This window comes from Nocardiopsis akebiae (assembly GCF_018316795.1).
GTDB lineage: Bacteria > Actinomycetota > Actinomycetes > Streptosporangiales > Streptosporangiaceae > Nocardiopsis > Nocardiopsis dassonvillei.
In genome coordinates this window covers 1,959,741-1,986,631 of the sequence record NZ_CP074132.1, presented here as the reverse complement: position 1 = coordinate 1,986,631, position 26,891 = coordinate 1,959,741, and the positions used below count along the sequence as shown (strand labels likewise).

At 71.2% G+C, this 26,891-nt stretch carries 21 protein-coding genes; 8 read left to right on the top strand and 13 right to left on the bottom strand.

Going from position 1 to position 26,891, the window contains the following annotated elements; genetic code table 11:
• Positions 1 to 51: 51 nt before the first annotated feature.
• The 3 genes from KGD83_RS08500 to KGD83_RS08490 all read left to right on the top strand — a co-directional run bounded on the left by KGD83_RS08500 (position 52) and on the right by KGD83_RS08490 (position 1,747).
• Positions 52 to 624, top strand: a complete 573-nt coding sequence (locus KGD83_RS08500; RefSeq protein ID WP_212643289.1) for a DoxX family protein — start codon at positions 52 to 54, stop codon at positions 622 to 624.
• Positions 625 to 702: 78 nt separating this feature from the next.
• Positions 703 to 1,359 carry a hypothetical protein gene (locus tag KGD83_RS08495; RefSeq protein WP_212643288.1) on the top strand — a complete coding sequence of 219 codons (657 nt, stop codon included), beginning with the start codon at positions 703 to 705 and terminating at the stop codon, positions 1,357 to 1,359.
• A gap of 196 nt (positions 1,360 to 1,555) precedes the next feature.
• A complete protein-coding gene (locus tag KGD83_RS08490; RefSeq protein WP_017565304.1) occupies positions 1,556 to 1,747 on the top strand; it encodes a hypothetical protein in 192 nt (63 codons plus the stop codon).
• 114 nt (positions 1,748 to 1,861) lie between these two features.
• On the opposite strand, the gene KGD83_RS08485 is transcribed toward KGD83_RS08490, so the two are convergent.
• On the bottom strand, positions 1,862 to 3,328 hold the full coding sequence (locus tag KGD83_RS08485; protein ID WP_212643287.1) for an SPFH domain-containing protein: 1,467 nt from the start codon (positions 3,326 to 3,328) through the stop codon (positions 1,862 to 1,864).
• Positions 3,329 to 5,125, bottom strand: coding sequence for an SPFH domain-containing protein (locus tag KGD83_RS08480; RefSeq protein ID WP_212643286.1), 1,797 nt, complete (start codon positions 5,123 to 5,125; stop codon positions 3,329 to 3,331).
• A gap of 287 nt (positions 5,126 to 5,412) precedes the next feature.
• On the opposite strand from KGD83_RS08480, the gene KGD83_RS08475 reads away from it, so the two are divergent.
• On the top strand, positions 5,413 to 5,718 hold the full coding sequence (locus KGD83_RS08475) for a hypothetical protein (protein WP_212643285.1): 306 nt from the start codon (positions 5,413 to 5,415) through the stop codon (positions 5,716 to 5,718).
• 67 nt (positions 5,719 to 5,785) lie between these two features.
• Here KGD83_RS08475 and KGD83_RS08470 read toward each other — a convergent pair whose 3' ends face one another.
• Positions 5,786 to 9,916 (bottom strand): vitamin B12-dependent ribonucleotide reductase, encoded by a 4,131-nt coding sequence (locus KGD83_RS08470; protein WP_212643284.1) that lies wholly within the window; start codon positions 9,914 to 9,916, stop codon positions 5,786 to 5,788.
• 107 nt (positions 9,917 to 10,023) lie between these two features.
• Positions 10,024 to 10,509 (bottom strand): transcriptional regulator NrdR, encoded by a 486-nt coding sequence (nrdR, locus tag KGD83_RS08465; RefSeq protein WP_212643283.1) that lies wholly within the window; start codon positions 10,507 to 10,509, stop codon positions 10,024 to 10,026.
• A gap of 654 nt (positions 10,510 to 11,163) precedes the next feature.
• Between nrdR and lexA the strand changes: the two genes are divergently transcribed.
• Both lexA and KGD83_RS08455 read left to right on the top strand, forming a co-directional pair.
• Positions 11,164 to 11,883, top strand: a complete 720-nt coding sequence (gene lexA, locus KGD83_RS08460) for a transcriptional repressor LexA (protein WP_061078907.1) — start codon at positions 11,164 to 11,166, stop codon at positions 11,881 to 11,883.
• Positions 11,884 to 11,990: 107 nt separating this feature from the next.
• Positions 11,991 to 13,082: an alpha/beta hydrolase family protein gene (locus tag KGD83_RS08455; protein ID WP_212643282.1), complete on the top strand. Its 1,092-nt coding sequence runs from the start codon at positions 11,991 to 11,993 to the stop codon at positions 13,080 to 13,082.
• Positions 13,083 to 13,095: 13 nt separating this feature from the next.
• Here the strand turns inward: KGD83_RS08455 and KGD83_RS08450 are convergent, their stop codons facing one another.
• The 3 genes from KGD83_RS08450 to leuS all read right to left on the bottom strand — a co-directional run bounded on the left by KGD83_RS08450 (position 13,096) and on the right by leuS (position 17,287).
• Positions 13,096 to 13,722, bottom strand: coding sequence for a hypothetical protein (locus tag KGD83_RS08450; RefSeq protein WP_212644325.1), 627 nt, complete (start codon positions 13,720 to 13,722; stop codon positions 13,096 to 13,098).
• 392 nt (positions 13,723 to 14,114) lie between these two features.
• The gene (locus KGD83_RS08445) at positions 14,115 to 14,705 is read right to left on the bottom strand and encodes a hypothetical protein (protein WP_212643281.1); all 591 of its coding nucleotides are present in this window, start codon (positions 14,703 to 14,705) and stop codon (positions 14,115 to 14,117) included.
• 86 nt (positions 14,706 to 14,791) lie between these two features.
• Positions 14,792 to 17,287, bottom strand: a complete 2,496-nt coding sequence (gene leuS / locus KGD83_RS08440; protein WP_212643280.1) for a leucine--tRNA ligase — start codon at positions 17,285 to 17,287, stop codon at positions 14,792 to 14,794.
• Positions 17,288 to 17,659: 372 nt separating this feature from the next.
• Here leuS and KGD83_RS08435 point away from each other — a divergent pair, with 372 nt between their 5' ends.
• Positions 17,660 to 19,219 (top strand): long-chain-fatty-acid--CoA ligase, encoded by a 1,560-nt coding sequence (locus KGD83_RS08435; protein ID WP_212643279.1) that lies wholly within the window; start codon positions 17,660 to 17,662, stop codon positions 19,217 to 19,219.
• A gap of 169 nt (positions 19,220 to 19,388) precedes the next feature.
• Here the strand turns inward: KGD83_RS08435 and KGD83_RS08430 are convergent, their stop codons facing one another.
• Complete coding sequence (locus KGD83_RS08430) at positions 19,389 to 20,288, bottom strand: carbohydrate ABC transporter permease (RefSeq protein WP_212643278.1); 900 nt, start codon at positions 20,286 to 20,288, stop codon at positions 19,389 to 19,391.
• A gap of 166 nt (positions 20,289 to 20,454) precedes the next feature.
• Between KGD83_RS08430 and KGD83_RS08425 the strand changes: the two genes are divergently transcribed.
• Positions 20,455 to 20,754 carry a hypothetical protein gene (locus tag KGD83_RS08425; RefSeq protein WP_212643277.1) on the top strand — a complete coding sequence of 100 codons (300 nt, stop codon included), beginning with the start codon at positions 20,455 to 20,457 and terminating at the stop codon, positions 20,752 to 20,754.
• 23 nt (positions 20,755 to 20,777) lie between these two features.
• Here KGD83_RS08425 and KGD83_RS08420 read toward each other — a convergent pair whose 3' ends face one another.
• From KGD83_RS08420 to KGD83_RS08400, 5 genes are all read right to left on the bottom strand, one after another.
• Positions 20,778 to 21,683: a carbohydrate ABC transporter permease gene (locus KGD83_RS08420; RefSeq protein WP_212644324.1), complete on the bottom strand. Its 906-nt coding sequence runs from the start codon at positions 21,681 to 21,683 to the stop codon at positions 20,778 to 20,780.
• 112 nt (positions 21,684 to 21,795) lie between these two features.
• Entirely contained in the window at positions 21,796 to 23,079 is a 1,284-nt protein-coding gene (locus KGD83_RS08415; protein ID WP_212643276.1) for a sugar ABC transporter substrate-binding protein, read from the bottom strand.
• A 195-nt stretch (positions 23,080 to 23,274) separates the two neighbouring features.
• Positions 23,275 to 23,760, bottom strand: coding sequence for a hypothetical protein (locus KGD83_RS08410; protein ID WP_047870734.1), 486 nt, complete (start codon positions 23,758 to 23,760; stop codon positions 23,275 to 23,277).
• A 229-nt stretch (positions 23,761 to 23,989) separates the two neighbouring features.
• Positions 23,990 to 25,276 carry an SAM-dependent methyltransferase gene (locus KGD83_RS08405; protein ID WP_212643275.1) on the bottom strand — a complete coding sequence of 429 codons (1,287 nt, stop codon included), beginning with the start codon at positions 25,274 to 25,276 and terminating at the stop codon, positions 23,990 to 23,992.
• Between the two features lie 69 nt (positions 25,277 to 25,345).
• Positions 25,346 to 26,791, bottom strand: coding sequence for an FAD-binding oxidoreductase (locus KGD83_RS08400; protein ID WP_212643274.1), 1,446 nt, complete (start codon positions 26,789 to 26,791; stop codon positions 25,346 to 25,348).
• Positions 26,792 to 26,891 lie beyond the last annotated feature (100 nt).

The window sequence follows — 26,891 nt, the reverse complement described above, 5'->3', positions numbered from 1 at the left end:
TTTGTGTAGTTTCCGCTTGTCAGGACCGCCGTCCGCCCGGGAGGAATGGGCATGCAGCGCGCCAGGCCGTACCAGCGGCCACGGATCTCCCGGGGACGCCTCTACGACGTCGTCGCCGCCCTCGTCCGGGTGGGCGTCGGGTGGATGTTCACCGAGTACGGGCTCGCGCTGCGCGGCCGGGAGGCCGGGGTGGCCCAACACCTCGACGCCGCCGGAGCGGGTGTGCTGTCCCCGATCGCCGGGACGCTGCCCGCCCTGCTCGTCGCGCTCTCGGTCGCCTTCGCCGTGGGCCTGCTCACATGGCTGACCGGCCCCCTGCTCGCAGCCGCGGCGGTGCTCGGCGCCCTCACGGCGGGCTCGGCCGACCTGGCCCCCCTCTCCTCGTGGGGAACGACGTCGCTGGTCACGGCGGTGTGCGTACTGATGGCCGTGAGCGGCGGACGCTGGTCCTGGGACCACCTCGTACTCTCACCGCGCGTCGGCGTGCGGCACCGGAAACACCGCCGTCAAACGTCCGCGACCCGCGGGAGCGACGGCGGCGTTTCATCCCGCCTCCCCGAACACGCCCCTCCACTGCTCTATCCTGTGGAGCAGGCCGTGCTTCGGCGGCCGTATCGACTGTGACGCGGCCCCCTGCGGCCCCTTCTTCCCGTTCGCTCCGGGTCCGCGTCCCCATGACACGGATTCGGTGGAGGGAACGCCATGTCCGCCGCGGCTTCCGGCCCGACCCCCGACAGGTCCCTGGCCAAGCTGATCGAGATCGCCGAGAAGCCGACGCTCGGCCAGCGACTGATCAGCTGGGCCTCCCGTCCGCCCGGTCGGCTCTACATCCCCGCCTGCGGCGTGGTCGGCCTGGTCCTGCTCTTCGAGGACAGCGTCCCCGGCGGACACCTGCCCACGTTCGTCATCGCCCTGGTGGGCGGTCTGCTGCTCGCCGGTATGGGCGCGCTGCGCCTGGGCATCGCCCTGGCGGTGGCCCGCCCGATGATCCGCCACTACTGGCTGCGCTGGGTGTCCGCGCCGGTGATCGCCGCCGCCGCGATCGGCCTGGCCGTGGCCGACGTCCCGCTCCAGAGCCGGATCAGCGCCTCCTCCGACCAACTGCTCTCGCTGCGCGAGGACACCGACGGCCGCACCTCCATCCCGCTCAACGGCGAACGGGTGGGGCTGTACTCGCTGCGCAGCGTCTCGGCGTACGAGGGCGTCACCCACTACGCGGTGGAGGGTTCGGGGCTGTTCAGCCCCTCGGGCCTGGCGCACAGCGCCGAGCGCATCCCCGAGGGCGTCTTCGTCCCCGGGCAGGGCTCCAGGATCTACGAACACGTGTCGGGCGACTGGTACGTCTGGGTCAACCACTGACCGCGCCCGCGCACCCGTGACCCGCCCGCCGCGCCACCGCGCGGCGGGCGGCCGCGTTTTCACCCCGGCCTTGCCGGCCCTTGTCCCCCTCCAACCCTGCTCTCACCCTCGCCGGGTACACAAGGAGGCGCCCCCCGGGGGGAGAGCCGCAGGCCCGCCCTCCCCGGCAGCGCCGCCAACCCTGAGGAGAGGCCCCATGCGCGAGTTCGCGCTCACCCTTCACGTGCGCATCCACGACTCGATCACCGCGCTGCGCCGCGCCCACGCGCTCGGCGACGACGATCTGGCCAGCGCGCAGGCGGGCGAGGTCGAGGACCTGGTCGAGATCGCCGCGCGGAACGGGATCGACATCGCCGGGGGCTACTCCTCCCTCTCCCCCGTCACCTGAACCCGGGCACGCAAGGGGCCCGCGACCACCGGTAGAGCCCAAGCTCCCGGTCGCGGGCCCCGTGCGCGGCCTCCCGTGCCCCGTGGACCGGCCGCGGGGCGCGAGGCCGCCGGGTCAGCGGCGTCCCTGCCCGCCGTACCCCTCTCCGCGCTCGAACTGCTCGCGCATCGCGGCGCCCTGCTGGCGCTGGTACTCGTCGGCCATCTGCTGCTGGCGCTCGGCGGCCGCGGCGACCGCGCCCTGCGCGGAGTCCAGGACGTCCCTGGCCCCGGCCGAGCCGCCCGAACCGCCCAGCGGCGCCCGCGCGCCCCGGCCGTCCATCACCTGCGGCAGCAGCTGCGCGGTCAGCAGCGTCGACAGCGCCGAACCGTCCCCCGCGCCCGCCTCGGTCTGCACCACCACCGGGCGCGGGGCGCGCCCGGCCAGGGTGGCGCCCACGTCCAGGCGGCGGCGGGCCAGCTCGTACTCCAGCACCGCCCGGTTGTCCCGGTAGGCCGTGGCCAGGCGCTCCTGCGCCTTCGCCTCGTTCTCGGCGGCCACCAGGTCGGCGCGCCCGCGCGTCTCGATCTCGTAGCGCACCCGCTGCGCCTCGGTCTCCTGCTCCTCCAGCATCTGCGCCACGTCCTTGCGCGCCTTGTTGAGGGAGGCGTTGACCTCGACGATCTTGGCGTCACGGGTCTTCTTGGAGCGCTCGATGTCCATCAGCAGGGTGTCGATCCGGCGCTTGCGCGTCAGCTCCCACTCCTGCTCGTAGGCCACCAGCTCCTTGGCCACCCGCTCCCGGGTGGACAGGTGCTGCTGGTACTGGCTGGGCAGCTGCACGTCGGGGATGTTGCAGCCGGTGATGCGCACACCGTACTTCTCCAGCTGCCCGTTGAGCAGGCGGCGCATGTCCTCGACGTTGGAACCGCGCAGGTCGTAGGCGGACTCGGTGTTGACCAGACGGCTTCGCTGGCGGATGGCGTCCTGCACCGCGCTGGAGAGCACGAGGTCGAAGTTGCTCGCGCCGATGATCGTCACGAACCGGATCGGATCGGTGATCTGGAACTTGAGGAAGAACTCGATCGACTTCAGCGGCACGTTCTCCCGCGTGGGGCAGGCAAGGACCGGCGCCGTGTAGGGGATCTCCGTGCGGGTGTCCACCACGAAGTCAACCCGCGACCACGGGTGCCACAGGTAGTGGCGGCCCGGACCGATCGGCTTCACGATCGCGCCGTACTTGGTGAGGATGCCGTGCGTGCCCTCCTCGATCTCGATGATCGAGCTGCGCCACCACCACAGGCCCGCCGCGACGATGCTGAGGACGCCGACGATCAGGGTCGGCACGGCCAGCACGACGTAGGCGACCCCGAGGACGAACCCGCCCGCCGAGGCGTTGAGGGCCATCATCAGCGCGGAGCACAGGGCGAACAGGCCGAACCAGACCAGGACGGTCCACCGCAGGCCCCGGTTGTCGCGCGGTATGACCACGGGGACGATCGCGCCCTGGTCGCCGCCGCGCAGCAGACCGGCCAGGTCACCCCACGAGGCTAGGGACTCCTTGATGCTGGAGCCGCCGCCGGCGTTCACTGACACGCTCATCTACTGACCTCCCTCGTCGGGGCCGGAGCCCTGGGTGCCGCGCGACCACGGCGGCGGGGGCGGGTCCTCCAGGGACCGGTGGGGGGCTTCCGAGGGCGGCGGCGCGTCGACCGGCGGCCCTGCGGGGCACTGCTCCCGCGGGGCCTCGGGCCGACCGTGCGGCTCCCGGGACCCCTGGGGCGCCTCGGACATGCGCTCGTCGATGGCCTGCTCGGAGACGGACTGGCGGATCTCCTCCACCAGCTCCTCCCCCGGGTCCTCGCCCCGGCCCGGCTCGGGCCTGGGACCGTCGGCGTCCCGCACCAGCGCGCTGATCTCCTGCTCGCGCTCGGCGATGCGGCCCCGGATGTCGCCGAGGCGGGAGCGGATGGCGTCCATGTCCTCCTGCGAGAACAGGGCGGTGTCGGCCTGGCCGATGATCTCCTGGGCGATGCGCAGGTAGTCGACGCTGGCGGCGTCGCCCGACCCGATCCGCAGGACCTGCGGCAGGCTGTCGGCGACCGCCTCCAGCTTGTCCAGGAGGGTTTCGCGGAAGCGGTAGTTGAGGATCTCGGGGGCGTCGGCGGCGCTCACCGCGCGGATGTCCAGGGCCTGGGCCTGCAACAGGGCCGCGTTGGCGTTGGCCTCGGACTGGGCCTCGACGAAGCGCTGGTGGGCCAGGGAGCGGGCCCGGTTGGTCTCCCGCTCCAGGGCCGTGTCCATCTGCGCCTGGTACTGGGCGATGTCGGCCTGGATCGCGGACAGGGTCTCGTTGAGGGTCGCCAGCTCCTTGTTCAGGTCACCCTCGTTCTGCTCCTTGCGCAGCTGGAGCTCGTACTCGAAGGTGTAGGCGTCCTTGGCGACGCGGACCATCTCCGGCGCCGCCAGGTCCATCCGGTACTCCTGGTTGGAGGGCTCGGCGTGGGTGATGTTGGCGCTGGTCAGCTCCACGATCCCGCTGAACTGGCGGTTGAGCTGCTCCACCAGGCTCTGGGTGTTGTCACCGACCATGTCGTAGATGGCCGAGGCCTGCTGCTCGTAGATGAGGCTGCGCGTGGTCTCGCTGATCGCGTTGTTGAGCTTCTCCTGGAAGCCGTTCACGCCGCCCAGCGTGTAGACGAAGTCGGTGGCGTTGACGATCCTGAACTGCACGAACAGGTCGATGGAGGCCTGCACGCCGCTCTTGGTGGGCGCCGAGCGGATCGGTGCGTTGAAGGGGTACTCGCGGGTGGTGTTGACGATGTAGGAGACGCGCTTCCAGGGGTTGAAGAGCGTGACCCGCCCGGCTTGGAAGACGTTCTCCATCTTGCCGAAGCGGGTGACGATCGCCTCGCAGCCCTCCGGCACCATCACCATGCCCTGGCGCCACCACATGAACACGGCCACCGCGATGGTGATCAGCCAGTAGTGGACGCCGAAGACGGGGTTGGTCAGGGGGTTGCCGCCGCTGACCGCCTGCGGGACCAGGACGGTGACGGCGCCCAGCACGCCGAGGGCCACCAGCGCGATGGCCGGGAGCATCGTCACGAAGGTGCGTCCGCGGGGGATGACCATGGGGCAGATGACGTGGACCGGCCCGCCGTCGCCGCGCTCGTAGTAGCTGCGGTTGATCGCCTCGCCCGCGTTGTTGAGGGAGGTGCTCTTCTGCTCGATGCGGGTGCCGACGGAGTCACCCTGTTCACGGGCGGCGACGAAGTCCCGGGGGTCGAGGCCACCGCCCTCGGTGGCCTGTTGCAGCGCGTCGGACACCGCCTGGCGCGGATCGCCCCCCTGGGCGACGGCACCGGCCGCGCCGCGCACGGTCTGCGCGAACGACATAGGCATGGGCTCCTTGGTCGGAGGTCGGGAACTATCGGCTACGACGTCGCGTACCGCGGTCCGGTTCCAGGTGGGGACCTGTTCCGTGACCGGAGGGGCCGTAGCGGACAGCATCAACCCTGTCATGAGACGCGTCCGGAACCCAGGGCTGTAGACCGGAACGTGACGGGGGAAACCACCCCCGGGACCGGTCCGGGCGGGCCGGACCACACCGCCGCCGGACGGCCGGTAACGTCGTCGGCACACGCAGCCACCGGCTCCGGCCGCAGCGAGAGGGGACACCGTCCATGCCCGCAGTACCCAGCTCCGTCCTGACCACCGCGGGCCTGATCGGCGGCTACACGGTGGCCCGCGCGACGGGCAACCGCCCGCTGGGCGGAGCCGTGCTGGCCGCGTTCGGCGCCGCGGCCTTCGAGACCTGGCGCCGCCGCTCGGGAGTTGGCACGGCGGTCGCGCTCACCGGCGTGTACGCGGGCGCGTTCGGGCTCTCCCACCCGCTGGCCAAGAAGGTCGGCGCCTGGCCCGCCGTGCTGGGGGTGACCGCCGTGACCGCCGCGGTCGCGGCCGCCTCCGGGGACCTCGACCGCGGCTGACACGGGACCGGGGCTGTCGGGGAGGGGTACGGCTCCGCCCCTCCCCGGGCCGCCCGTCCGACACCGGTCAGCTGCAACCGCTGGTGGCTCCGCAGCCCTCGCAGGCGTAGCAGCTGCCCGACGGGCGCATCTTGGTACCGCAGGTCACGCACAGCGGCGCGTCCGCCACGAAGCCCTTGCCCTCCATCAGCTCCGCGGTCGAGTGCGCCCGGGTCGGCCGCTCCGCCGCCGTGTGCGGCTCCCGCGCGGGGACGGCCGGGGCCTCCTCCGGGGCGTCCGCCCCGCGGGTGGCGGCGGACTGGGCGTAGGACTCCACCTGCGTGGCGACCTGCGCGGGGTCCTCGCCCGCCACCTGCGCCTGGCGTTCGGCGGCCGACAGCACCCCCAGCGCGGCCCGTTCCTCGTAGGGCAGGTGGTCCAGGGCCAGGCGGCGGAAGATGTAGTCCACCACCGACTGGGCCATGCGGATGTCGGGGTCGTCGGTCATGCCCGCCGGGTCGAACCGCATGTTCGTGAACTTCTCCACGTAGGTCTCCAACGGGACCCCGTACTGCAGGGCGATGGAGATCGCGATGGAGAAGGCGTCCATCACCCCGGCCAGGGTGGACCCCTGCTTGCCGAGCTTCATGAACACCTCGCCCAGACCGTCGTCCGGGTAGGAGCCCGCGGTGATGTAGCCCTCGGCCCCGCCCACGGAGAACGACGTGGTCTCGCTAGGTCGCTTCTTGGGCAGGCGGCGGCGGACCGGGCGGGGCGCCTCGGCGGCCTCCGTCTCGGGCTCGGCCTCCTGCCGCGTCCCGCCGGTGGACAGCGGCTGGCCGACCTTGCAGTTGTCGCGGTAGACGGCGAGCGCCTTCAGGCCCATCCGCCAGCCCTCGAAGTAGATGTGCTCGAAGTCCTCGACCGAGGCCTCCTCGGGCACGTTCACCGTCTTGGAGATCGCGCCGGACAGGAACGGCTGCACCGCGGCCATCATCCGCACGTGGCCCATGGGCCGGATGTAGCGGCGCCCCATCGCGCAGTCGAACACCTCGTAGTGCTCGGTGCGCAGGCCGGGCGCGTCCACGACGTGGCCGTTCTCGGAGACGTACTCGACGACGGCCTCGACCTGCTCGTCCTGGTAGCCGAGGTTGCCCAGCGCGCGCGGGATGGCCTGGTTGACGATCTGCATGGAGCCGCCGCCGACCAGCTTCTTGAACTTGACCAGCGAGAAGTCCGGCTCGACGCCGGTGGTGTCGCAGTCCATCATGAACCCGATGGTGTTGTGGCTGACCAGGCCGTTGGCCACGTAGGTGACGTTGTCGGGCACCGAGATGTCGTAGGTTGGCTGGACCCCGCCGTCCTCGTTGGAACCGACCTCCTCGAAGACGTAGCCGAGGGCGTGGCCCAGCCTGTCGTCGAGGGTCTCGGAGTGGATGACCGAGGCCAGTTGCCGCGCCACACCGCCGTACTCCCTCAGCGACTGCACGACGGTCCCCCGCGCGGTGTGACCGACGGGCACCAGCTCGTCCCACACCTGACGGGGCAGAACGATCCGGTCGCCCTTGGCCGAGCGGTCCGGCTCCAGCCGGACGACGAGCCTGTTCTTGCGGTCGCCCAGGAAACCGACGGTCTCGTCGAAGCGCAGGGCGTGGTCGACGTTGCGCAGCCGCACCACGTGGCAGTCTCCGCCGTGACCGCTCCGGGTCGTGTGCGTGGTGGAGGCCATGCCCAGGGTCAGCAGCAGTGTGCGCACCTCCCCGGCGAAGGAGGCGTGCGCGGTGGACAGGCTCGGCACGCCCCCGTGGACGGTGCCGTCCGCCTCGAAGAGGCCGCGCAGGAAGGCCGCGTACACCGCCGGGTCGTTGGCCTCCAAGACCGCGGAGGGCACGCGGGGGGTCCAGCCCCTGCCGGAGTGGTCCTGGCCGGGCAGGTCCTTGGCGAACCCCGCGGCCTTCCACCACCGGGCCAGGCGAACCGAGGACAGGACGACCTCCTGGTAGCCCTGCATGGCGGTCACCGCGGGCACGAGGCCGAACAATCCCTTGGCCAGGACGCGCAGCCGCTCGACGACGTCCTCGTCGGCGTCGGCGACGCACATACGAAGGCCCCTGGCGTGCAGGCTCCCGTCACCCGTGAAGTAGCCGACGAACTCCGCGAGTTCCTCGTCCACCGCATCGGGCACGAACAGGCCGTGATCCCCCGTGTAGTAGGCCTGGTCCAGGACCGGCAGCACCACACGACGGGGTCGACCGACCAGGGTGCCCATCTGGACCGGAACGACGTCGCCCTCCACGACGTCGGCGAAGCGCTTCCACTCCCAGTCACCGGTCTGGGGGGAGACCACCTTGATCCGGTGCGTGTGCGTGCCCTGGAGCCGGTACCCGCCCCTGGTCACGATGCGCCGGGTCGGCTCCTCTCCGTTGACGAAGAACCTCGTCGCATCGCGGGGCCCCTCGTCAGTGGACACCCGGGCGGAGAGGTCCTGCCACCTGGGCCCGTGGACGTCGCCCAGTTCGGTGAGCCGGACGAGTCCCCGGTCGGTGGTGACCATGGAGTCGCCGGTGAGGCAGCCGGTGGGTGCGAGAAGGCTCGCCTGGGCGTTGCGCCAGCCGTTGCGGTCACCGGTCCTGAGGCACTCGGCCCACTCGCGGGTGGCCGCGGCGTGGATCGGCTCCTCCAGGGTGCCGACGGTGCGCAGGTCGTCGTTGGCTGCGGCGTGCTTGCGCATGACCCGCTTGTGGGCACGCTCGTTGCGGCGGTAGCCGTCGTAGGGCCCCACGACCCCGGCCAGCTCGGCGCTGCGCCGGTAGGCCGCGCCGGTCATCAGCGAGGTCACGGCGGCGGCGACCGCGCGCCCGCCCTCGGAGTCGTAGGCGTGGCCGGTGGCCATGAGCAGGGCGCCCAGGTTGGCGTAGCCGATGCCGAGCTGCCGGTAGGCGCGGGTGGTCTGGCCGATCCTCTCGGTGGGGAAGTCGGCGAAGGTGATGGAGACGTCCATCGCCGTGATGACCAGTTCGGTGAGCGCGGTGAAGCGCTCCACATCGAAGGTGTCGTCCTCGCGCAGGAACTTCAGCAGGTTGATCGAGGCCAGGTTGCAGGACGAGTCGTCCAAATGGAGGTATTCCGAACATGGGTTACTTGCACTGATACGTCCGCTCTCGGGCGTGGTGTGCCAGTCCTGGATCGTGCCGTCGTACTGGATGCCCGGATCCGCGCACTCCCAGGCGGCCCTGGCCATGCGCTGGAACAGCTCCTTGGCGTCCACCGTGGCCACGACCCCGCCGGTGGTGCGGGAGGTCAGGCCGAAGTCGGAGCCGCTCTCCACGGCGCGCATGAACGCGTCGGAGACCCGCACGGAGTTGTTGGCGTTCTGGTACTGGACGCTGAACATGTCGTCGCCGCCGAGGTCGACGTCGAACCCGGCGTCGCGCAGGGCACGGATCTTGTGCTCCTCGCGGGCCTTGGTCTCGACGAAGTCCTCGATGTCGGGGTGGTCGACGTCCAGTACGACCATCTTGGCGGCCCGGCGGGTGGCCCCGCCGGACTTGATGGTCCCGGCCGAGGCGTCGGCGCCGCGCATGAAGGAGACGGGCCCGGAGGCCGTCCCGCCGGAGGAGAGCAGTTCCTTGCTGGAGCGGATGCGCGACAGGTTCACACCCGCGCCGGACCCGCCCTTGAAGATGATCCCCTCCTCCTTGTACCAGTCCAGGATCGACTCCATGGTGTCGTCCACGGAGAGGATGAAACACGCACTGACCTGGGCTTTTGAACTCGTACCGACGTTGAACCACACCGGGGAGTTGAAGCTGAACAGCTGGTGGGCGAGGGCGTGCTTGAGTTCGTGGTCGAAGACCTCGGCGTCCTCGGCCGAGGCGAAGTAGCCGTGTTCGCGGCCGGTCTCGGTGTAGACGCCGACGACGCGGTCGATGAGCTGCTTGAGGCTCCACTCGCGTTCGGGGGTGCCCACCGCGCCGCGGAAGTACTTGCTCGTGACGATCTGGGTGGCGTTCATCGACCAGGAGGAGGGGAACTCCACCCCGCGCTGCTCGAAGTTGACCGTGCCGTCGCGCCAGTTGGTCATGACGACGTCGCGGCGCTCCCACTCCAGGGAGTCGTAGGGGTGCGTGCCAGGGGAGGTGAAGACGCGCCTCACCCTGATCCCCTTGCGGCTGCCCTTGCCCTTGCGTCCGGCCGGACCGTTGGCGGTTTCCGTCATCGCCGGGTCTCCCCTCACTCGTGGGCACGGTCACCGACCGTGCCCGGCGTCCTCGTCCCGGGAGTGGTGTGGCCCCGCGCGCGGTCGGCGTGCGGCCGCGAGGGGCGCTACCCCGTGGCGGCGCCGCTCCGGCCGCCGGTCTCGGCCTCGCGGTCCTGGCGCAGGCTGGCGATCTCGGCCTCGAAGTCGGAGAGGCTCTCGAAGCCGCGGTAGACGCTGGCGAAGTGCAGGTAGGCGACCTCGTCCAGATCGCGCATCGGCCCCAGGATGGCCAGGCCGATCTCGTGGGCCGGGACCTCGGCCAGGCCGCGGCCGCGGATCTCCTCCTCGACCTGCTGGCCGAGCTTGGCCAGGGCGTCCTCGGAGACGGGGCGGCCCTGACAGGCCCGGCGCACCCCGGCGATGATCTTGGTCCTGCTGAAGGGCTCGGTGACCCCCGAGCGCTTGGCCACCATCAGCAGGACGGTCTCCTGGGTGGTGAACCTGCGCTCGCAGACGGGGCAGGACCGGCGGCGCCGGATGGCAGCGCCGTCGTCGGTGGACCTGCTGTCGATCACCCGGGTGTCCGGATGGCGGCAGAACGGACAGTGCACCCTGGTTCACCTGCTTCTCTCACCGAACGACAACACCTAGGTACCACTAAACCACAACTTCTGGGCAACCACTCCCGTCGCAACACCAGATGTTGTGGTCGAACCTAGACTTCTTCCTGACCTCGCCGCAACCCCGGCGCGGGCGTGTCACGAACACGGCCGAGGGACCGCGCGGCATCGTGGTCCGCGGCGGCGGGGCGGGACGGGGATGTCGGTGCGGGCGGACTGCCGCGGGGGCGGCCCGGCACCGCGCTCAAGGATAGCGCCGCCCACCGGAGCCGCCGCTCCCGGCGGCGGGCGCGGGAATCCCGACGTCACGGGGATTTCGGTCGAGCCGACGCCCCGGGATAAGACCCCCGCGCCTGGCCGGAACCGCCGTCACGGACACGCGTTCGCGCATTCCGGGGACAACAGCGCGTGAACGCGTGTACACACGTAAGTGCAGGCCGGAAATTGGCCGCGAATACGCGCGACGGCAATTCTCCCCGGCCTCGAACGCTTGTTTGATATCACCGTGTGCAACGACTAAAGTTGACCTTGATTTCACACCGGTTTCGCCATCACGTGGACCCCCAGGTCGGCACGGTCGCGGACCGGGGGTGGCCAGTCACACAAGCAGGCCCTGACCGAACCGAATGCCGAGGAGGCCCGGCCGTGCCGGAGGAGAATCCCGGAACCGCAGATACCGCCACCGTTCTCGCACCAGCGGAGAACGCGGGCGGGTCCACGCCCGAAGCCCCCAAACTCACCGCGCGCCAGCAGAGCGTGCTGAACTGCATCCAGCGCTATGTCCGGGAGCGGGGTTTCCCCCCGTCGATAAGGGAAATCGGGGAAGCGGTCGGCCTGTCCAGCCCGTCCAGCGTGGCGCACCAGCTCAAGGTCCTCCAGCGCAAGGGTTACCTGCACCGCGACCAGAACCGGCCGCGCGCGGTGGAACTGCGCACGCCCGGGCGCGCCTCGGGGCAGACCCTGGTGCCCGAGGACATCGACCTCTCCCGCGCCGCGGCCGTGCCCCTGGTCGGCCGGATCGCCGCCGGCGGTCCGATCCTGGCCGAGGAGTCGGTGGAGGACGTGCTCGCCCTGCCGCGCCAGCTGGTGGGTGAGGGTCGCCTGTTCATGCTCACCGTGGTCGGCGACTCGATGACCGACGCCGCCATCACCGACGGCGACATGGTGGTGGTGCGCCAGCAGCAGGACGCCAACAACGGCGACATCGTGGCGGCGCTGCTCGACGACGAGGCGACCGTCAAGGTGCTGCGCCGCGAGGAGGGCGGCCACGTGTGGCTGATGCCGCGCAACGAGGCCTACGAGCCGATCAACGGCGACGACGCCACCATCCTCGGCAAGGTGGTCGCGGTCATGCGCCGCGTCTGAGGTGCCCGCGTACCCGCGTCCCCGGTCCCTCTCCCCTCGGAGGGACCGGGGACGCTTCCCCTGTGGACGGCGCGGGGCCGACGGGCGCGGGCCGCTAGGCTGAGGAGGTGTTCACACGTGCCTCCTCCCCCGCCGTCCGCTGGCGCACCGCACTGGCCGGTGCCGCGAGCGCCGTCCTGTTGACCGCCGCCTGCGCCCCCGCCGACGACGGGGCCGCCGAGGCGCCGGGGGTCGGCGGCGTCGAGCGCGAGGTGGCCTTCGAGGGCGGCGGGCACGAGGCGTCCGGCGCGTTCCGGATGCCCCAGGACGTCTCCGGCACCGTTCCGGGCGCGCTCATCATCTCCGGCAGCGGTCCCACCGACCGCGACGGCAACAGCTCCGTGCGCCCCGACGCCGACACCAACCAGAACCTGTCACGGGTGCTCGCCGACGTCGGGGTGGCCTCGCTGCGCTACGACAAGTACGGCAGCGGTCCGGACTCCGAGACGCCGGGCCCCGGCGACGAGGTCGCGCCGGTGGACCCGGTGGTCTTCGACGAGCAGGTCGCGGCGGCCTACGAGGAACTCGTCTCCCAGCCCGAGGTGGACCCCGAGCGGGTGGTCGTCGTCGGGCACAGCGAGGGGGCCCTGTACGCGCTGCGCGCCCACGAGCTCATCGGTGCGGAGCACCCCTCCCCCGCGCTCGTGCTGGCCGCGCCTCCCGGTACGCGCTACCTCGACCTGATCGACCGCCAGCTCACCGAGCAGGCGCGCGCCGCCGAGGCCTCGGGCCAGGTGGAGGAGGGGCAGGTGGTCCAGCTGCTCTCGGACTCCCGTGCCGGACGGGCCGCGATCAGGTCCGGGCGCGCGCTCAGCGAGGTGGAGACGCCCAGCGGGGGCGTCATGGGCGTGTACACCCCCGCCAACGAGGACTTCCTGGCCTACATGGACGCCTTCGACCCCGTCGAACTGGCGGAGGGCCTGCCCGGGGGCACCCCGGTGCTGGTGCTGTGGGGGGAGCGGGACGCGCAGGTCTCCCGGCAGGACGTGGACCGGCTGATGACCGGTCTGGACGGAGCGCGACGGGTGGACGTCCCCGACACCGACCACATCCTCCGCCGCTACCGGGACGAGCCCGGGGCCACGGTCCTGGACGCCCAGCGCCCGTTCGCCGAGGAGGTCTCGCCCGCGCTGGAGGAGTTCCTGGGCGCGGCCTGGTAGCCGCGCCGGGGCCTCACTCGGGGATGGAGTCCGGCAGCGCCTCGGCCACGGACAGCGCGAACTCCTCGGCGCCCGCCACCATGCGCTCCCGGCCGCCCGGGTCCTGCGCGTCGTAGCTGGCAGCCACGGTGTAACAGGTCTCCAGGTACAGGTTGGACACCCGGGCACCGACGCAGGCGACCGTGTACGGGTCCTCCTGGACCCAGGCGACCGCCTCCTCGCCGACGCCTTCCAGCTCCTGCGCGTCGTACTGGGAGGTGGTGGTGCGCAGGTTGTCGGCGGCCGTCGTGACGCCGCCCGGGTCGGGGGCGGCCACGGCCACCAGCGTCGCGGTGGCCGGAACCTGTTCGCCGGGGCCGCCTGGGGTCGCCCACCGGCACTGCCAACCGGAGCCGAACGCCTGCTGCGGGCCGCCGACCGGCTCCTCGACCTCCAGCTCGTGGTCGGGCACCAGTTCGTCCAGCGTCCCGGTCTCGGCGACGGAGCACTCGGGCGCCGTCCCGAAGGCGCTCGCCTCCGGGGTGTCGCGCGCCACCACGTACCAGATCGCCCCGGCGGCGAGCACGACCAGCACCAGTGCGGCGGCGACCACGGCGGCGGTGGCGCAGCCCCGGCTCTGCGGTTGGACGGAGGCCACCACCTCGGGTGCGGGCTGCTGGGGGTGGGGCTGTCGCCACGGGGTGCCGGGGGGCGGCGGGTACTGCCCTTGTGGTGCCTGGTGGGGGTGGTAGGCCTGCTGCTGCCCGTGGGGTTGTGGTGCCTGAGACGGCGGAAGCGGCTGCTGTTGCCCGTGAGGCTGCGGCACCTGGGATGACTGAGGCGACTGCTGGTCTGCGTGCAACCGGGGAGGTTCCTGTGACCCCTGTGACTGCGGTGCCTCATTTCCCTGCTGAAGGCGCTGCTCCTGCGGCTGGGGTGGCTCGTGTTCCTGCGGTTCCTGATGCTCCTGCGGTTGCTGAGACCGAGGAGTTCGGGGGAACTGTTGGGCTTCCCGGGACTGCTCCGGCTCCCGCGGATCGGGCTGCTGGTCGCTCACAGGGCCTCTCCGAGCTGCACGGCGAACTCCACTGCCAGGTCCCGGGCCTCTCCGAAGTCGACCGGCTCGGTGCCGGAGGTCCCGGCGTAGGACACCCGCACCAGCAGGTTGTCGGTGGGGAAGGCCAGTTCGGCGGTACCGGGAGTCTGGCCGCGCCACACCCGGCCATCCCCTGCGGGCAGTTCCACGGCCTCTCCGCGCACCGGCGTCAGGTCGGTGTAGGCCTCCCGCGTCCGCTGGGCGCCGGTGACCGGCTCCTCTCCCGTGGTGTCGGTGAAACGGGCGGACAGGTCCAGCCGGAGCACCCCCTGGGGTCCATCGGTCAGACCGGCGGAGGACCACGAGCACGTGGTGCTGTCGCCGTCGGCCAGGGGTCCGTGCTCGGAGGACTCCAGGACCGCGCCGGGCACCAGGCCGGTGACGAGCGCGCCCGAGACCGCCGCGCACCCGGGCGCCGCGGCGTGGACGTCGCCGTTCCCGGCCACGCCCGGGTCGTCCCCGGCCAGCCACAGCCCGCCGCCGATCGCCACCGCGGACAGCACCACCGTGCCCGCGCCGATCACGGCCACCCGTGCGAGGGGACCCACCCGGCCACCGCCTCCCTGTCGGTCACCGAGCCGACCGCACACGGGCGGCGGCCGCGCGCAGCGGCCGCCGCCCCTCGTGTGCCTGGTCAGCCGACGACGATGTTCACCAGCTTGGGCGCGCGCACGACCACCTTGCGGATCTGCTTGTCGCCGATGAAGCCCTGTGCCTTCTCGGAGGCCAAGGCCAGCCGCTCAAGCTCCGCCGGGTCGATGTCGGGCGCCACGGACAGCTTGTCACGGACCTTGCTCTGCACCTGCACCACGCAGGTCACGGACTCCTGCACCAGCAGGGCCGGGTCCACCTCGGGCCAGTTGCCGACGGCGACGCTGCCGCTGCGGCCGAGCTTCTCCCAGCCCTCCTCGGCAACGTAGGGCGCGAACAGGGACAGGGAGACGGCCACGGCCTCGGCGGCCTCGCGGACCGCCGGGTCGGCGGCGCCGGGACCGGAGTCGATGGCCTTGCGGGCGGCCGAGACCAGTTCCATGGTGCGGGCGATGGCCACGTTGAACCGGCGGGACTCGACCAGGGCGGTGATCTGGTCGACGATGCGGTGCGTGGTCCGGCGCAGGCCGCTGTCGCCCTTGGCGGGGTCGGCTCCCGGCGCGCTGGCCGCGCCCGCCTCGCTCATCACCCGGTAGGCGCGGTTGAGGAACTTCTGCGCGGCGACGACGGAGACGTCGGCCCAGTCCACGTCCTCCTCGGGCGGGGAGGCGAAGAGCATGGTCAGCCGGACCGCGTCCACGCCGTAGGCGTCGATCTCCTTGCCCAGGTCCACGCCGTTGCCCAGGGACTTGGACATGGCGCGGCCCTGGTTGATGACCTGGCCCTGGTTGGTCAGGCGGCGGAAGGGCTCGGTGAAGGACACCATGCCCATGTCGTACAGGACCTTGGTGAAGAACCGGGCGTACATCAGGTGGAGCGTGGCGTGCTCCTTGCCGCCGATGTAGTGGTCCACCGGCCCCCACTTCTCCACCGCCTCGGTGTCGAAGGGGGCGGTGTCCAGGCGCGGCGAGCAGTAGCGCAGGAAGTACCAGGACGAGTCCACGAAGGTGTCCATGGTGTCGGTGTCGCGCTCGGCGGGGCCGCCGCAGGAGGGGCAGTCGACGTTGACCCACTCGGTGGCCGCGGCCAGGGGCGAGACGCCCTTGGGTGCCAGCTCGGCGCCCTTGAGTTCGGGCAGGGTGACGGGCAGCTGCTCGTCGGGGACGGGCACCTCGCCGCAGGAGGGGCAGTGGATGATCGGGATGGGGGTGCCCCAGTAGCGCTGGCGGGACAGCAGCCAGTCGCGCAGGCGGTAGTTGATCGTGCCCTGTCCGGTGCCGCGCTCGGCCAGGATCCCGATGATGCGCTCGATGGCCTCGGTCTTGGCCAGGCCGTCCAGCGGGCCGGAGTCGCGCAGGACGCCCTCCCCCGCGGTGGCCGTGCCCGTCTCGACGGGGTCGGGCTCGCCGGTCTCCACCACGACCCGGACCGGCAGGTCGAAGGCCAGGGCGAAGTCCAGGTCGCGCTGGTCGTGCGCGGGCACCGCCATGATGGCGCCGTGGCCGTAGTCGGCCAGGACGTAGTCGGCCGCCCACACGGGCATGCGCTCGCCGTTGACGGGGTTGATCGCGTAGCGGCCCAGGAACACGCCGGTCTTGGGGCGCTCGGTGGCCTGGCGCTCGATGTCGGAGAGCTTGGCGACGTCGGAGCGGTAGGAGTCGAAGGCCTCGCGCTGTTCGGGAGCGCACAGCTCGTCGGCCAGGTCGGCGTCGGCGGCCACGACGAAGAAGGTGGCCCCGTAGAGGGTGTCGGGCCGGGTGGTGAAGACGGTGACCGGCTCGTCGCGGCCCTCGATGGCGAAGTGGACGTCGGCTCCGGTGGAGCGGCCGATCCAGTTGCGCTGCATGGCCAGGATCTCGTCCGGCCAGCGGCCGTCGTCGAGCTGGTCCATGTCGTCCAGCAGGCGCTGGGCGTAGTCGGTGATGCGGAAGTACCACTGGTTGAGGCTGCGCCGCACGACGTCGGCTCCGCAGCGTTCGCACCTGCCCTGCACGACCTGCTCGTTGGCCAGCACGGTCTGGTCCTGGGGGCACCAGTTGACGTGGCCGTCCTTGCGGTAGGCCAGTCCGCGCTCGAAGAAGCGCGTGAACAGCCACTGGTTCCAGCGGTAGTACTCGGGGTCGCTGGTGTGCAGGCGGCGCGACCAGTCCACGCTGATGCCGTAGCGCCGGAACGAGGCCGCCTGGGTCTCGATGTTGGCGTAGGTCCACTCGGCGGGGTGGGAGTTGTTCTTGATGGCCGCGTTCTCGGCGGGCAGGCCGAAGGAGTCCCAGCCGACGGGGTGCAGGACGTTGTCACCGCGCTGGAGGCGGTAGCGGCTGATGACGTCGCCGATGGCGTAGGCCTCCGCGTGGCCCATGTGCAGGTCGCCGGAGGGGTAGGCGAACATGTCGACGATGTAGGAGCGCGGGCGGGTGTCCCCGGGGTCCTCGTCGGCCTGGAACGGAAGCTCAGCGGCCCAGCGCGCCTGCCACTTGTCCTGGAGGGCACGGGCGTCGTAGGTGTCGCCCGTCGTCTGGTCGCCGTCTACCGCTGTCATCGCCACGTGTTCCTTAGCCGGTTCGGGGTGTACAGCACTCAGGTTAGCGGTTGGCGGGTCGGGGCGCGGACGGGTTCCGCGCAGCCCCGCGCAGCCCCGCGCGGGTGCGCACGGGGCTGCGGCCGGGGCCCGGAGCCCGAGCCGCCCTCCCCCGCCCCGTGCGGGCGGGCCCGGCGTCGCCGTTCTGCGCCCTCGGTCCCGGGGTCGCCGAGAGCGAAGGGAAGATCGGTGAGATTACGGACTCCCGCCCCCTCCACACCGACCAGCCGGTTTGTTACTCTTCCGTCAAAGTGGCGCAGAACACGCGATGCGGGTCACATCATCCCGAACCTTCGCGCGTTCACTGGACCCATCTGGCTGCGGGAGGCCCCCATGCTCAACCTGTCCGTGCTCCTGGAGGACGGCGCCCGATCGGCTCCGGAGAAGGAGTGCCTGGTCTACGGCGACCTGCGCCTGAACTACGCGATCACCGACACGATCGCCAACCAGGTGGCCAACCTGCTGGTCTCGCGCGGGATCAGGCCGGGGGACCGGATCGCGCTGGCCAGCCCGAACGTGCCCTACTTCCCCTTCGTGTACTTCGGCGCTCTCAAGGCTGGCGCGGTGATCGTGCCGCTGAACGTGCTGCTGACCCCGCGCGAGATCGCCTACCACCTGGAGGACTCCGGAGCCAGGGCCCTCTTCGCCTTCACCGGCACGCCGGAACTCCCGCTGGGCGAGCGGGCCTTCGAGGCCTTCGGCCGGGTGGACTCCTGCGAGTTCTACGTGGACCTGCCCGCCTCCCCGGGCGCCACCGAGTCGACCATCGACGGCGCCGAGACCTTCTGGAAGGCGCTGGAGGGCCAGTCCGGTGAGTTCGAGACGGTGCAGGCCAGCTCCGACGACACCGCGGTCATCATCTACACCAGCGGCACAACCGGCAAGCCCAAGGGCGCGGAGCTGAGCCACCACAACCTGCTGCTGAACGCGGTCGGCTCCGCCCGGCTGGTCGAGGCCCACCCCGACGGCCGCGACGTCGCCCTCGTGGTGCTGCCGCTGTTCCACATCTTCGGCCAGACGGTCATGCTCAACGCGGCCCTGTACCGGCACGGCACGATGGTGCTCATGCCGCGCTTCGACGGCGCCGAGGCGCTCAGACTCATGGAGAAGGAGGGCGTCACCGCCTTCGCGGGCGTGCCCACCATGTACTGGGGGCTGCTGGGCGCCGTCCGGGCCGCCGATCCCGGCGCCTACGACCTGGAGAGGATCGCGGACAACATGGTGGACGCGGTCTCCGGCGGCGCCGCCCTGCCCGGCCAGCTGGCCGAGGACTTCACCAAGACCTTCGGCGTGGGCATCAAGGAGGGCTACGGCCTGTCGGAGACCTCCCCGGTGGTCTCGTTCAACAACCCCAAGGTCAAGGCCAAGACCGGCTCCATCGGGCTGCCGGTGTGGGGTGTGGAGATGAAGCTCATCGACCCCGAGTGGAACGAGGTGGAGGAGGAGGGCGAGATCGCGGTGCGCGGGCACTGCGTGATGAAGGGGTACCACAACCGCCCCGAGGTCAACGCGGAGGTGATCCGCGACGGCTGGTTCCGCACCGGGGACATCGCCCGCCGCGACGAGGAGGGCTTCTACTTCATCGTCGACCGGTCCAAGGACATGATCATCCGCGGCGGCTACAACGTCTACCCGCGCGAGGTCGAGGAGGTCCTGATGACCCACGAGGCGGTGAGCCTGGCCGCGGTCGTGGGCGTGCCCCACGACACCCACGGCGAGGAGGTCAAGGCGTTCGTGATCCCCAAGGAGGGCGCCGAGGTCACCGCCGAGGGGCTCGTCGCGTGGGCGAAGGAGAGCCTGGCCGGGTACAAGTACCCGCGCGAGGTGGAGTTCCGCACCGAGCTGCCGATGACCTCCACCGGCAAGATCCTCAAGCGCGAGCTGCGCGGCTGACCTCCCGCGCGGCGGGGCCGGTCCGCGGGAGGGGGTTCGGGCGCCCACGGGGTTCTGGAGGCGGGACTGCAAGCAGGACCGCGCCGTAGGCGTCCGTTGAGGGTGGTGGCGGGCGACGGGTGGGACGAAGCGAAGCAAAAGCCCGAGGAGAACGGGACCGGCCCCGCCCTCATCCCTTGACGGCTCCCTGGACCAGCCCCGAGACCAGGAAGCGCTGCACGATGACGAAGAAGACCATGACCGGGATGGTGATGAGGGTGGAGGCGGCCATCACGTGCCCCCAGTCGTTGGCGTACTGGCCGAAGAACTGGCGCAGGCCGACCGCCACCGTGTAGTTCTCGCTCTGGGTCATGAAGGTCAGCGCCAGCACGAACTCGTTCCACGCCACGATGAACGAGAAGATGGCCGTGGCCACCAGACCGGGCGCCACCAGCGGGAACAGCACCCGCCAGAACATCTGTCCCCAGGAGGCCCCGTCGATGTAGGCGGCCTCCTCCACCTCCACGGGCACGGCGGCCACGAAGCCGCGCATCATCCACACCGCCAGCGGCAGGGACAGCGCCACGTAGACCACGCCCAGGCCGAGCATGGTGTTGAGCAGCTGGAGGTCGCGCACCTGGAGGAAGAGCGGGATGACCAGCGCCTCCAGCGGCACCATCTGCACGATGAGGACCATCACCAGCACCGCGGTGCGGAACCGGAACCGGAAGCGGGCCACCGCCACGGCGGCCAGCAGCGACAGCACGCACGCTCCGGCCACGGTGATGCAGGCGACCGTGAGCGAGTTGAGCATGTACTGGCCGAACCTGGCCTCGGTGAGCACGTAGACGAAGTTGTCCAGGGACAGCCCCGTGGGCAGCAGCGCCCCGGCCCCCGAGGTGGCCCGGTCCGAGAACGCGCTGATGAGCATGAAGTAGACGGGGAAGAGCGTGAACAGCAGCAGGACGGCCACTCCGGCGGACTTGGCCAGGAACCGTCCCGTCCTGCGGACCTCGCCCCTGCGGCGGGCGTCGCGGACGCGGCCCTCCCAGTCGGTGTCGGCGGCGGATGCCTCTGTGCGCGTGACCACGGGCGTTCCTTCCTCAGCGGTGACCGGAGGGCCGAATGCGGTTGTTCCGGGCTCGGACGGGGCCGTTAGACTCCTGCACTGGCCGGGGCGGGACGTCCTTCGCACCCCGGCGGAGGAGGAGTGATGGCCATGTCGACAGGGTCGCCGGAGACGGTGGCGTAGCACCGTGCGCGATTTCCCCGGGCCCTCCCCCACCGAGGTGGTCATCAGCTGGATACCCCACGACGCGCGCTTCCGGGACCGGGCCGTCCGGCACGCCCTGCGCGACCCCAGCGGACGGCTGCTGCACGCCTACGTCGAGAACCTGGTCAACCGCGACAACGACGACGGGCGCCCGCTGGGCGAGTACGACCTGCGGACCATGGGCGCGGTGCGCGAGGACCTGGACCGGCGCTCGCTGGCCTCGGTCGACTGGCGCCGCGTGCGCGACAAGCTCGTGGCGGGGGTCCACGACCCCGCCGGCTGAGCGGGCCGCGGGGGCCGCCGCGCTCATCGGAGCTCGTCCTCTCGGAAGAGCGCGCGCAGGTAGAACACGGTGATCACCAGCAGCAGCAGGGTGAGCAGCACGGCGATGGCCGACCCCAGGCCGTAGTCGTTGTGGCCGAAGGAGCGCACGTAGGACCACACGCCCAGGTTGAGCACCTCCGAGCCGCCCACGTCGCCGCCGGGCATGAGGTAGATCTGCGCGAACACCTTGAAGTCCCAGATGGTGGAGAGCACGGTGACCACGGCGAACACCGGGCGCAGCACCGGGAAGGTGACGTGCCAGAAGCGCTTCCAGGCGCCCGCGCCGTCGATGCGGGCCGCCTCGTGCAGTTCGGCGGGGACCGTGAGCAGTCCGGCCAGGACCGTGACCGCCACGAACGGGAAGCCCCCGTGCACCACGTTGAGCGTGACGATGGCGTAGAAGAACAGCCGGTCGGCGAACCAGTTGTACCCGGAGGGCTCCACCAGGCCCAGGGAGGCCAACGCCTGGGAGACGACGCCGCTGTCGACGTCGAAGATCCAGATCCACACGTAGGTTCCGCTGACCGCGGGCATGGCCCAGGCGACCATGATGCAGGAGACCACGATGATCCGGGGCACCGGACGCAGCGTGGCCAGCAGCAGCGCCACCAGCGTGCCCACGACGATGGTGGTGACCACCGCGACCACGGCGAAGACCACCGTGTTGAGCAGGGCGACCCGCCACAGGTAGGGGTCGGTGAGCAGGGCGGCGTAGTTGGCGAGCCCGATGAAGTCGGACTCGCCCGAGACGAGGTTGCGCAGCTGGTACTCGCGGAAGGACAGCCACACGATCCGGGCGAGCGGGAGCAACAGCAGCAGTCCGATGACCGTCAGCGCGGGGGCGAGAAGCACCCAGGGCAGGAGCGCCCTGCGGCCGCGGTGGCCCAGGAGCGGCGCCCGCCGCGGCCGGGGCCGTCGCGAGGACGGCTCCGCGGAGCGGCGGGCCTCGGGCCCCGGCTCGCTGCTGGCGGTGCCCAACCCGACCGGTGTTCGCACGTGTCTACCCCCCGTTGAGGATGCGCTCGATCTCGTTGGCCGCGCTCTCGGTGGCCTCCTCCACGGTGGCCTCGCCGTTGAGGATGTCCTGCTGCATGCCGACCAGGACCTTCTCGGCCTCGACCTGGGTCCAGGCGGGGGTGACGGGCACTCCCCGGCTGGCCTCGTTGAGCTGGACGGCGAAGGGCTCCAGGATGGGATCGGCGGATTCGGAGAAGGCGTCGACCCGGTCGACCACGCCCGGGAAGAAGCCGGTCTCCTCAGACCAGCGCATGCCGAACTCCTCGCCGGTCAGGTGCTGGACGTACTCCCAGGCTGCCTCCTCCTGGCCGGTGCCCTCGAAGACCGACAGCAGTGAGCCGCCCGCGAAGGAGGGCATGTAGCCGCCGTCCTGGCCGGGCAGGGTGAAGGATCCCAGCCTGCCCTCCAGGTCGGGGTTGGCCTCCAGGACGGCCTTGGGGTTGGCGCTGCCGAGGATGGCCATGGCGGCCTCCTCCTCCGCGACGGCCTCCATGACGGCGATCTCGTTCCAGTTGACGGCACCGGTGGTGGAGGTGCCGTCCTCCAGGGCCAGGTCGGTGAAGAACCCGATCCCGGCGCGGGCCTCCTCGCTGTCGATCTCCGAGACCCAGGTGCCGTCGGACTGCTCGACGGCGATCTCCCCGCCACCGCCCCAGATCCACGGCATGACCGAGTACTGGGCGTCTCCGGGGACGGGGAAGGCGATCAAGTCCTCCTCGGCCTCGGCCAGGGTCAGGGCGGTCTCGCGCAGCTCCTCCCAGTTCTCCGGGACCTCCAGACCGTGCTCCTCGAAGACGTCGGTGCGGTAGACGACGGAGCGGATGGAGGCGTACCAGGGGACGCCGTAGACGCCCTCTCCCAACTGGCCCATCTCCATCAGGCCGGGGATGTACCGGGAGGCGTCCACGTCGTAGCCGGACAGGTCGTGCAGGGCTCCGGCGTCGGCGAAACCGGGGGTGAAGGTGTTGCCGAGCTCGGCGACGTCGGGCATGGTGCCGCCCGCGATGGCGGTGGAGATCTTGTTCTGGGCGTCCTGCCACGGGACGAACTCGACGTCCACCCCGATGCCGGTCTCCTCGGTGAACGCGGCGTTGGCCGCCTCGAAGAACCCCGCCTCGTCGGGGTTGGTGCCCTGCATGATCCAGACCAGGAGGCCGTCGGAGTCGGCGGCCCCGCCTCCTCCGCTCCCGCACGCCGTCGCGGCCAGGACCAGCGCCGCGACGGCGGCGGGGAGCGGAACGTACTTGTGGGTTCGTCTGCGGGCCATCGGCACGCCTCCCGTTCCTTTCGAGGGTCCCCTCAGGGTTGGTAGGAAACCTACGTAAAGAACCGCGTCGAGTGAAGTAAACCACTGCCTTTTGTGTCTGAGCCGTTAGGAGGCTGGACATATCCGGAGTGTCGCGGCCGGTACGGCGTGTCGCACGAGTCCCTTTGGACCCTTTTGCCCCTTTATCAGACGTCCTTACTCGGACAGGCCGGTGACCTGGCGCAGGGTGGACAGGAGTTCGGCCCGCTTGTACACGGCCAGGCCGATGGCCGCGCCGAAGGCGGCGAGCATGTGCACGTAGACCATGGGGTCGCCCCGGGTGAAGCGCTCCGCGGCCTCCTCCTCGCCCACCGAGTGGGCCTCCCAGGCGGTGGAGACGGCGAACTCCAGTTCGGGCGGGAGCATCTCGGCGACCATGCGGGCGACGGCCTCACGGGAGTCGGCGGGCTTCCAGACCACGCCGGTCTGCTGCACGCGGCGGCCGAGGAAGGCGGCGATGACCTTGAGCTCGGACGTGACGGCCTCGACGTCGTCGGCGGCGCGCGGGACGACCCCGTCGAGCTCCTGCCGGTTGCGGTCGGCGTAGGCCTCGATCAGGTCGATCGCGGTCCGCTTGACGTGGTCGGGCGCGTCGGGCGCGGGCGTGGTCCCGTCGGTGCTGCCGTCGGAGGATGAGGACACGTCGTGGTCCCTTCTGGTGGGTGTGCGGCCGGGGCTGTGCCGGGCCGGGCCCCGCCGGTCGCGCGGCGGGGTGTGCGTCCGCCTGACACGCCCCGGATCCATGATGCCGCGAAGCGGGCCCGCCCGGTCCCTGACAGGCCGGAGGTCCTCCCCCGGCGAACAAGGGGAGAGGGGGGAGGACCTCCGGCGCACCCGTGCGGCGGTCCGCGGCGGCGGTCGGGGCGGCCGGTCAGAACCAGGGGCGCAGCGGCACGTGCGCCTCGGTGCCGTCCAGCTTGACGCCGAGGATCTGGTGCAGCTGCACCACGTCGCGTTCGAAGCCGAGCACGCACCCGGCCATGTAGAGCCGCCAGACCCGGGCGGTGCCCGCACCGACCTCGGCGACGGTCTCGTCCCAGTTGCGGTCCAGGTTGGCGCCCCAGTGGCGCAGGGTCAGGGCGTAGTGCTCGCGCAGGTTCTCCTGGTGGCGGATCTCGAACCCGGCGTCGTTCATGGCGGCCTGGATCCGGCCGGGGCCCTCCAGTTCCCCGTCGGGGAAGACGTAGCGGTTGATGACGCCCCTGCGGTTCAGGGACGGCAGGTCGTTGCGCGGCCGGGTGATGCAGTGGTTGAGCAGACGCCCCCCGGGCACGAGCTTGTCGTTGAGCGAGGCGAAGTAGGAGGGCAGGTTGTCCGCCCCCACGTGCTCGGTCAGGCCGATGGAGCTGATCCGGTCGTAGCTGCCGTCGGGGACGTCGCGGTAGTCCATGTGGCGGACCTCGGCCAGCTCGGACAGCCCCTCCTGGGCGATCCTCTTGGCCGCCCAGTCGGCCTGTTCCTTGGACAGGGTGACACCGAGCGCGCGGACCCCGTGCTCGCGGGCGGCGTGCATGACCATGCCGCCCCAGCCGCAGCCCACGTCGAGCAGGCGCATGCCCGGCTCCAGGCCGAGCTTGCGCGAGACCAGTTCGTACTTGCGGAACTGGGCCCTCTCCAGGGCTCCGTCGAAGCGGCCGACCCGGTCCAGGGCGCCGTCCTCGTCGTCGAAGACGGCGCAGGTGTAGGTCATCGACGGCCCCAGGACCATCTCGTAGAAGGCGTTGGAGACGTCGTAGTGGTGGTGGATCACCTCGGCGTCGCGCTGCTTGGAGTGGCGCCAGCCCAGGCCGCTGAGGCGGCCCTGGCGCATCTCCTGCGGCGGCGGGGCGACCCGGTTGACGAACTTGACCCAGCCCACCGACCGCGCGATCCCGACCGCGTCGCGCACCGAGACCCCGAACCCGTCGGCGAAGACGAAGTCCGCCATGCGTCTGAGGGCGGTGTACATGTCCCCCTCCAGCTCCAGGTGGCCGGAGACGTAGGCCCGGGCCAGGCCGACGGCGTTGGGGGACTGCGCCAGGTAGTTCACCGCGACCGGGGTCCGCACGTGCAGGGCCACGTCGCTGCCGGGGTCCCCCGCGCCGCTGCCGTCGTAGGCGGTGAACCGGATGGGCGCGTCGGTTCCGACGACGCGTTCGAAGATCTCAGCGAGCCGCATTGCTCTGTCCTTCCCTCTAGCCGGACGCGGTGACGTCCCCTCGGGGCGCGTCCCGGTGGTCTCGTGCCGTCAGCGGTTGCGCACGCACTTGGCGTACAGGTCGAGCAGCCGCCCGTCGGGGTCGTAGGCCTCCTTGAGCCCGGCGTAGGCGGTGCCGTTGTACAGACGCCAGAACTCCTCCTCGTCGTAGAAGGAGTCCGAGTACAGGGACTTGTGGCCGCCCAGTTCGGCGACCGTCTCCTCCACCAGGCGGTTGTGGTGGGCCCGGCGCTGCCCCGGCTTCATGTCGACCAGGCCCCAGAAGCCGAAGTTCACGTAGAGGCGGTCGTGGTCGAGTGGGTAGAGCGGCCACACGTGCTCGCCCTCGCCCCGGCCCGGGCGGCGGGGCTCGCGGAGCCGGAGGGGGCACATCCACACGGGGGTCATGCCGATCTCGGCGTGGTAGGTGTCGAGGAACTCGGCACCGCGTTCGACGCCCACCTCGATGTCCTGGATGAGGGGTTCCTTGGGCCGCCGCCCCCGGTAGTGGTTGAGGAGGCGGGAGAAGTCGGTGCGCCGGTCCCACGCGACCAGCCTGCGGTAGACGTCGGAGCGCTTGAAGAAACGCGGCCACAGGGGGCGCACCAGCGGGTGCTGGGCGCCGAAGGCCCGGGAGCACCAGAACCAGTCCGTGTCCCAGCGCCACAGGTAGTCGGCGATGGTGAGGTAGTCGCCGGGGCCGCTGCCCGCGTAGCGCTGGATGGACCGGTAGTAGACCTCCTGGCCGGTGTAGTCGCTGGTCCAGGGGGCCTCGTCGGTGAAGCGGGCCAGGGTCAGGTACAGCTCGTCGGGGCCGAAGGCGACCCCGTCCACGAAGTCGACCGGCTGGCCGCCGTACTCGCGGTCGGCGCAGACCAGGGCGAGGGCGTCCATGGCCTCGGCGGCCTTGTGGAAGCGAACGTGGCGCAGGTGCACGTACGGCGAGACCGGTTCGAGTTCGACGCGCAGGCGCAGGCTGTAGCCCAGGGTCCCGTAGGAGTTGGGGAAGCCGTGGAAGAGGTCGCTGTACTCGTTGTCCCTGGTGGCGGTGACGACGTCGCCGCCTCCGGTGAGGACCTCCATCTCCCGGACCGCCTCGTGCGGCAGGCCGCTGCGGAAGGAGGAGGACTCGATGCCCATGCCGGTGACGGCGCCGCCGATGGTGATGGTGCGCAACTGGGGGACGACCGTCGGCATGAGGCCGTGCGGCAGGGTCGCCGCGACGAGGTCCTCGTAGGTGGTCATGCCGCCGACGTCGGCGACGCGCTCGTCGGGGTCGATGGAGATGACTCCGGTGAAGGCGGACACGTCCAGGGCCGGGGCGCCGGTGGGCTCGCGGAACCGGAAGAGGTTGGAGGTGGGTTTGGCCAGGCGCACCGGCGCCTTCTGGGGCAGGGCCCGGTAGTCGCGGCGCAGCTTGTGGACCGCCGCTATGTGCTCTGCCAGCCCCGTCCGCGCGGGGGTGGCGCTGCCCGTGACCTGCTGTTGAGAAGTCATCCCAGTTCCCGTTCCGGTGTCGGCGACACGCACTCGCGTGCCGGATCGGCCATGACCGCCGGGCGGCTGGGACGGCCGATCCACTCAGTTCTACCTACCG

Excerpts from the sequence above, each read along its gene's own strand:
- leuS (WP_212643280.1), bottom strand. The coding sequence starts at position 17,287 with ATGACAGCGGTAGACGGCGACCAGACGACGGGCGACACCTACGACGCC.
- KGD83_RS08485 (WP_212643287.1), bottom strand. The coding sequence starts at position 3,328 with ATGAGCGTGTCAGTGAACGCCGGCGGCGGCTCCAGCATCAAGGAGTCC.
- KGD83_RS08400 (WP_212643274.1), bottom strand. The coding sequence starts at position 26,791 with ATGACTTCTCAACAGCAGGTCACGGGCAGCGCCACCCCCGCGCGGACG.
- KGD83_RS08480 (WP_212643286.1), bottom strand. The coding sequence starts at position 5,125 with ATGTCGTTCGCGCAGACCGTGCGCGGCGCGGCCGGTGCCGTCGCCCAG.
- KGD83_RS08435 (WP_212643279.1), top strand. The coding sequence starts at position 17,660 with ATGCTCAACCTGTCCGTGCTCCTGGAGGACGGCGCCCGATCGGCTCCG.
- KGD83_RS08475 (WP_212643285.1), top strand. The coding sequence starts at position 5,413 with ATGCCCGCAGTACCCAGCTCCGTCCTGACCACCGCGGGCCTGATCGGC.
- KGD83_RS08470 (WP_212643284.1), bottom strand. The coding sequence starts at position 9,916 with ATGACGGAAACCGCCAACGGTCCGGCCGGACGCAAGGGCAAGGGCAGC.
- KGD83_RS08415 (WP_212643276.1), bottom strand. The coding sequence starts at position 23,079 with ATGGCCCGCAGACGAACCCACAAGTACGTTCCGCTCCCCGCCGCCGTC.
- KGD83_RS08490 (WP_017565304.1), top strand. The coding sequence starts at position 1,556 with ATGCGCGAGTTCGCGCTCACCCTTCACGTGCGCATCCACGACTCGATC.
- KGD83_RS08405 (WP_212643275.1), bottom strand. The coding sequence starts at position 25,276 with ATGCGGCTCGCTGAGATCTTCGAACGCGTCGTCGGAACCGACGCGCCC.
- KGD83_RS08495 (WP_212643288.1), top strand. The coding sequence starts at position 703 with ATGTCCGCCGCGGCTTCCGGCCCGACCCCCGACAGGTCCCTGGCCAAG.
- KGD83_RS08500 (WP_212643289.1), top strand. The coding sequence starts at position 52 with ATGCAGCGCGCCAGGCCGTACCAGCGGCCACGGATCTCCCGGGGACGC.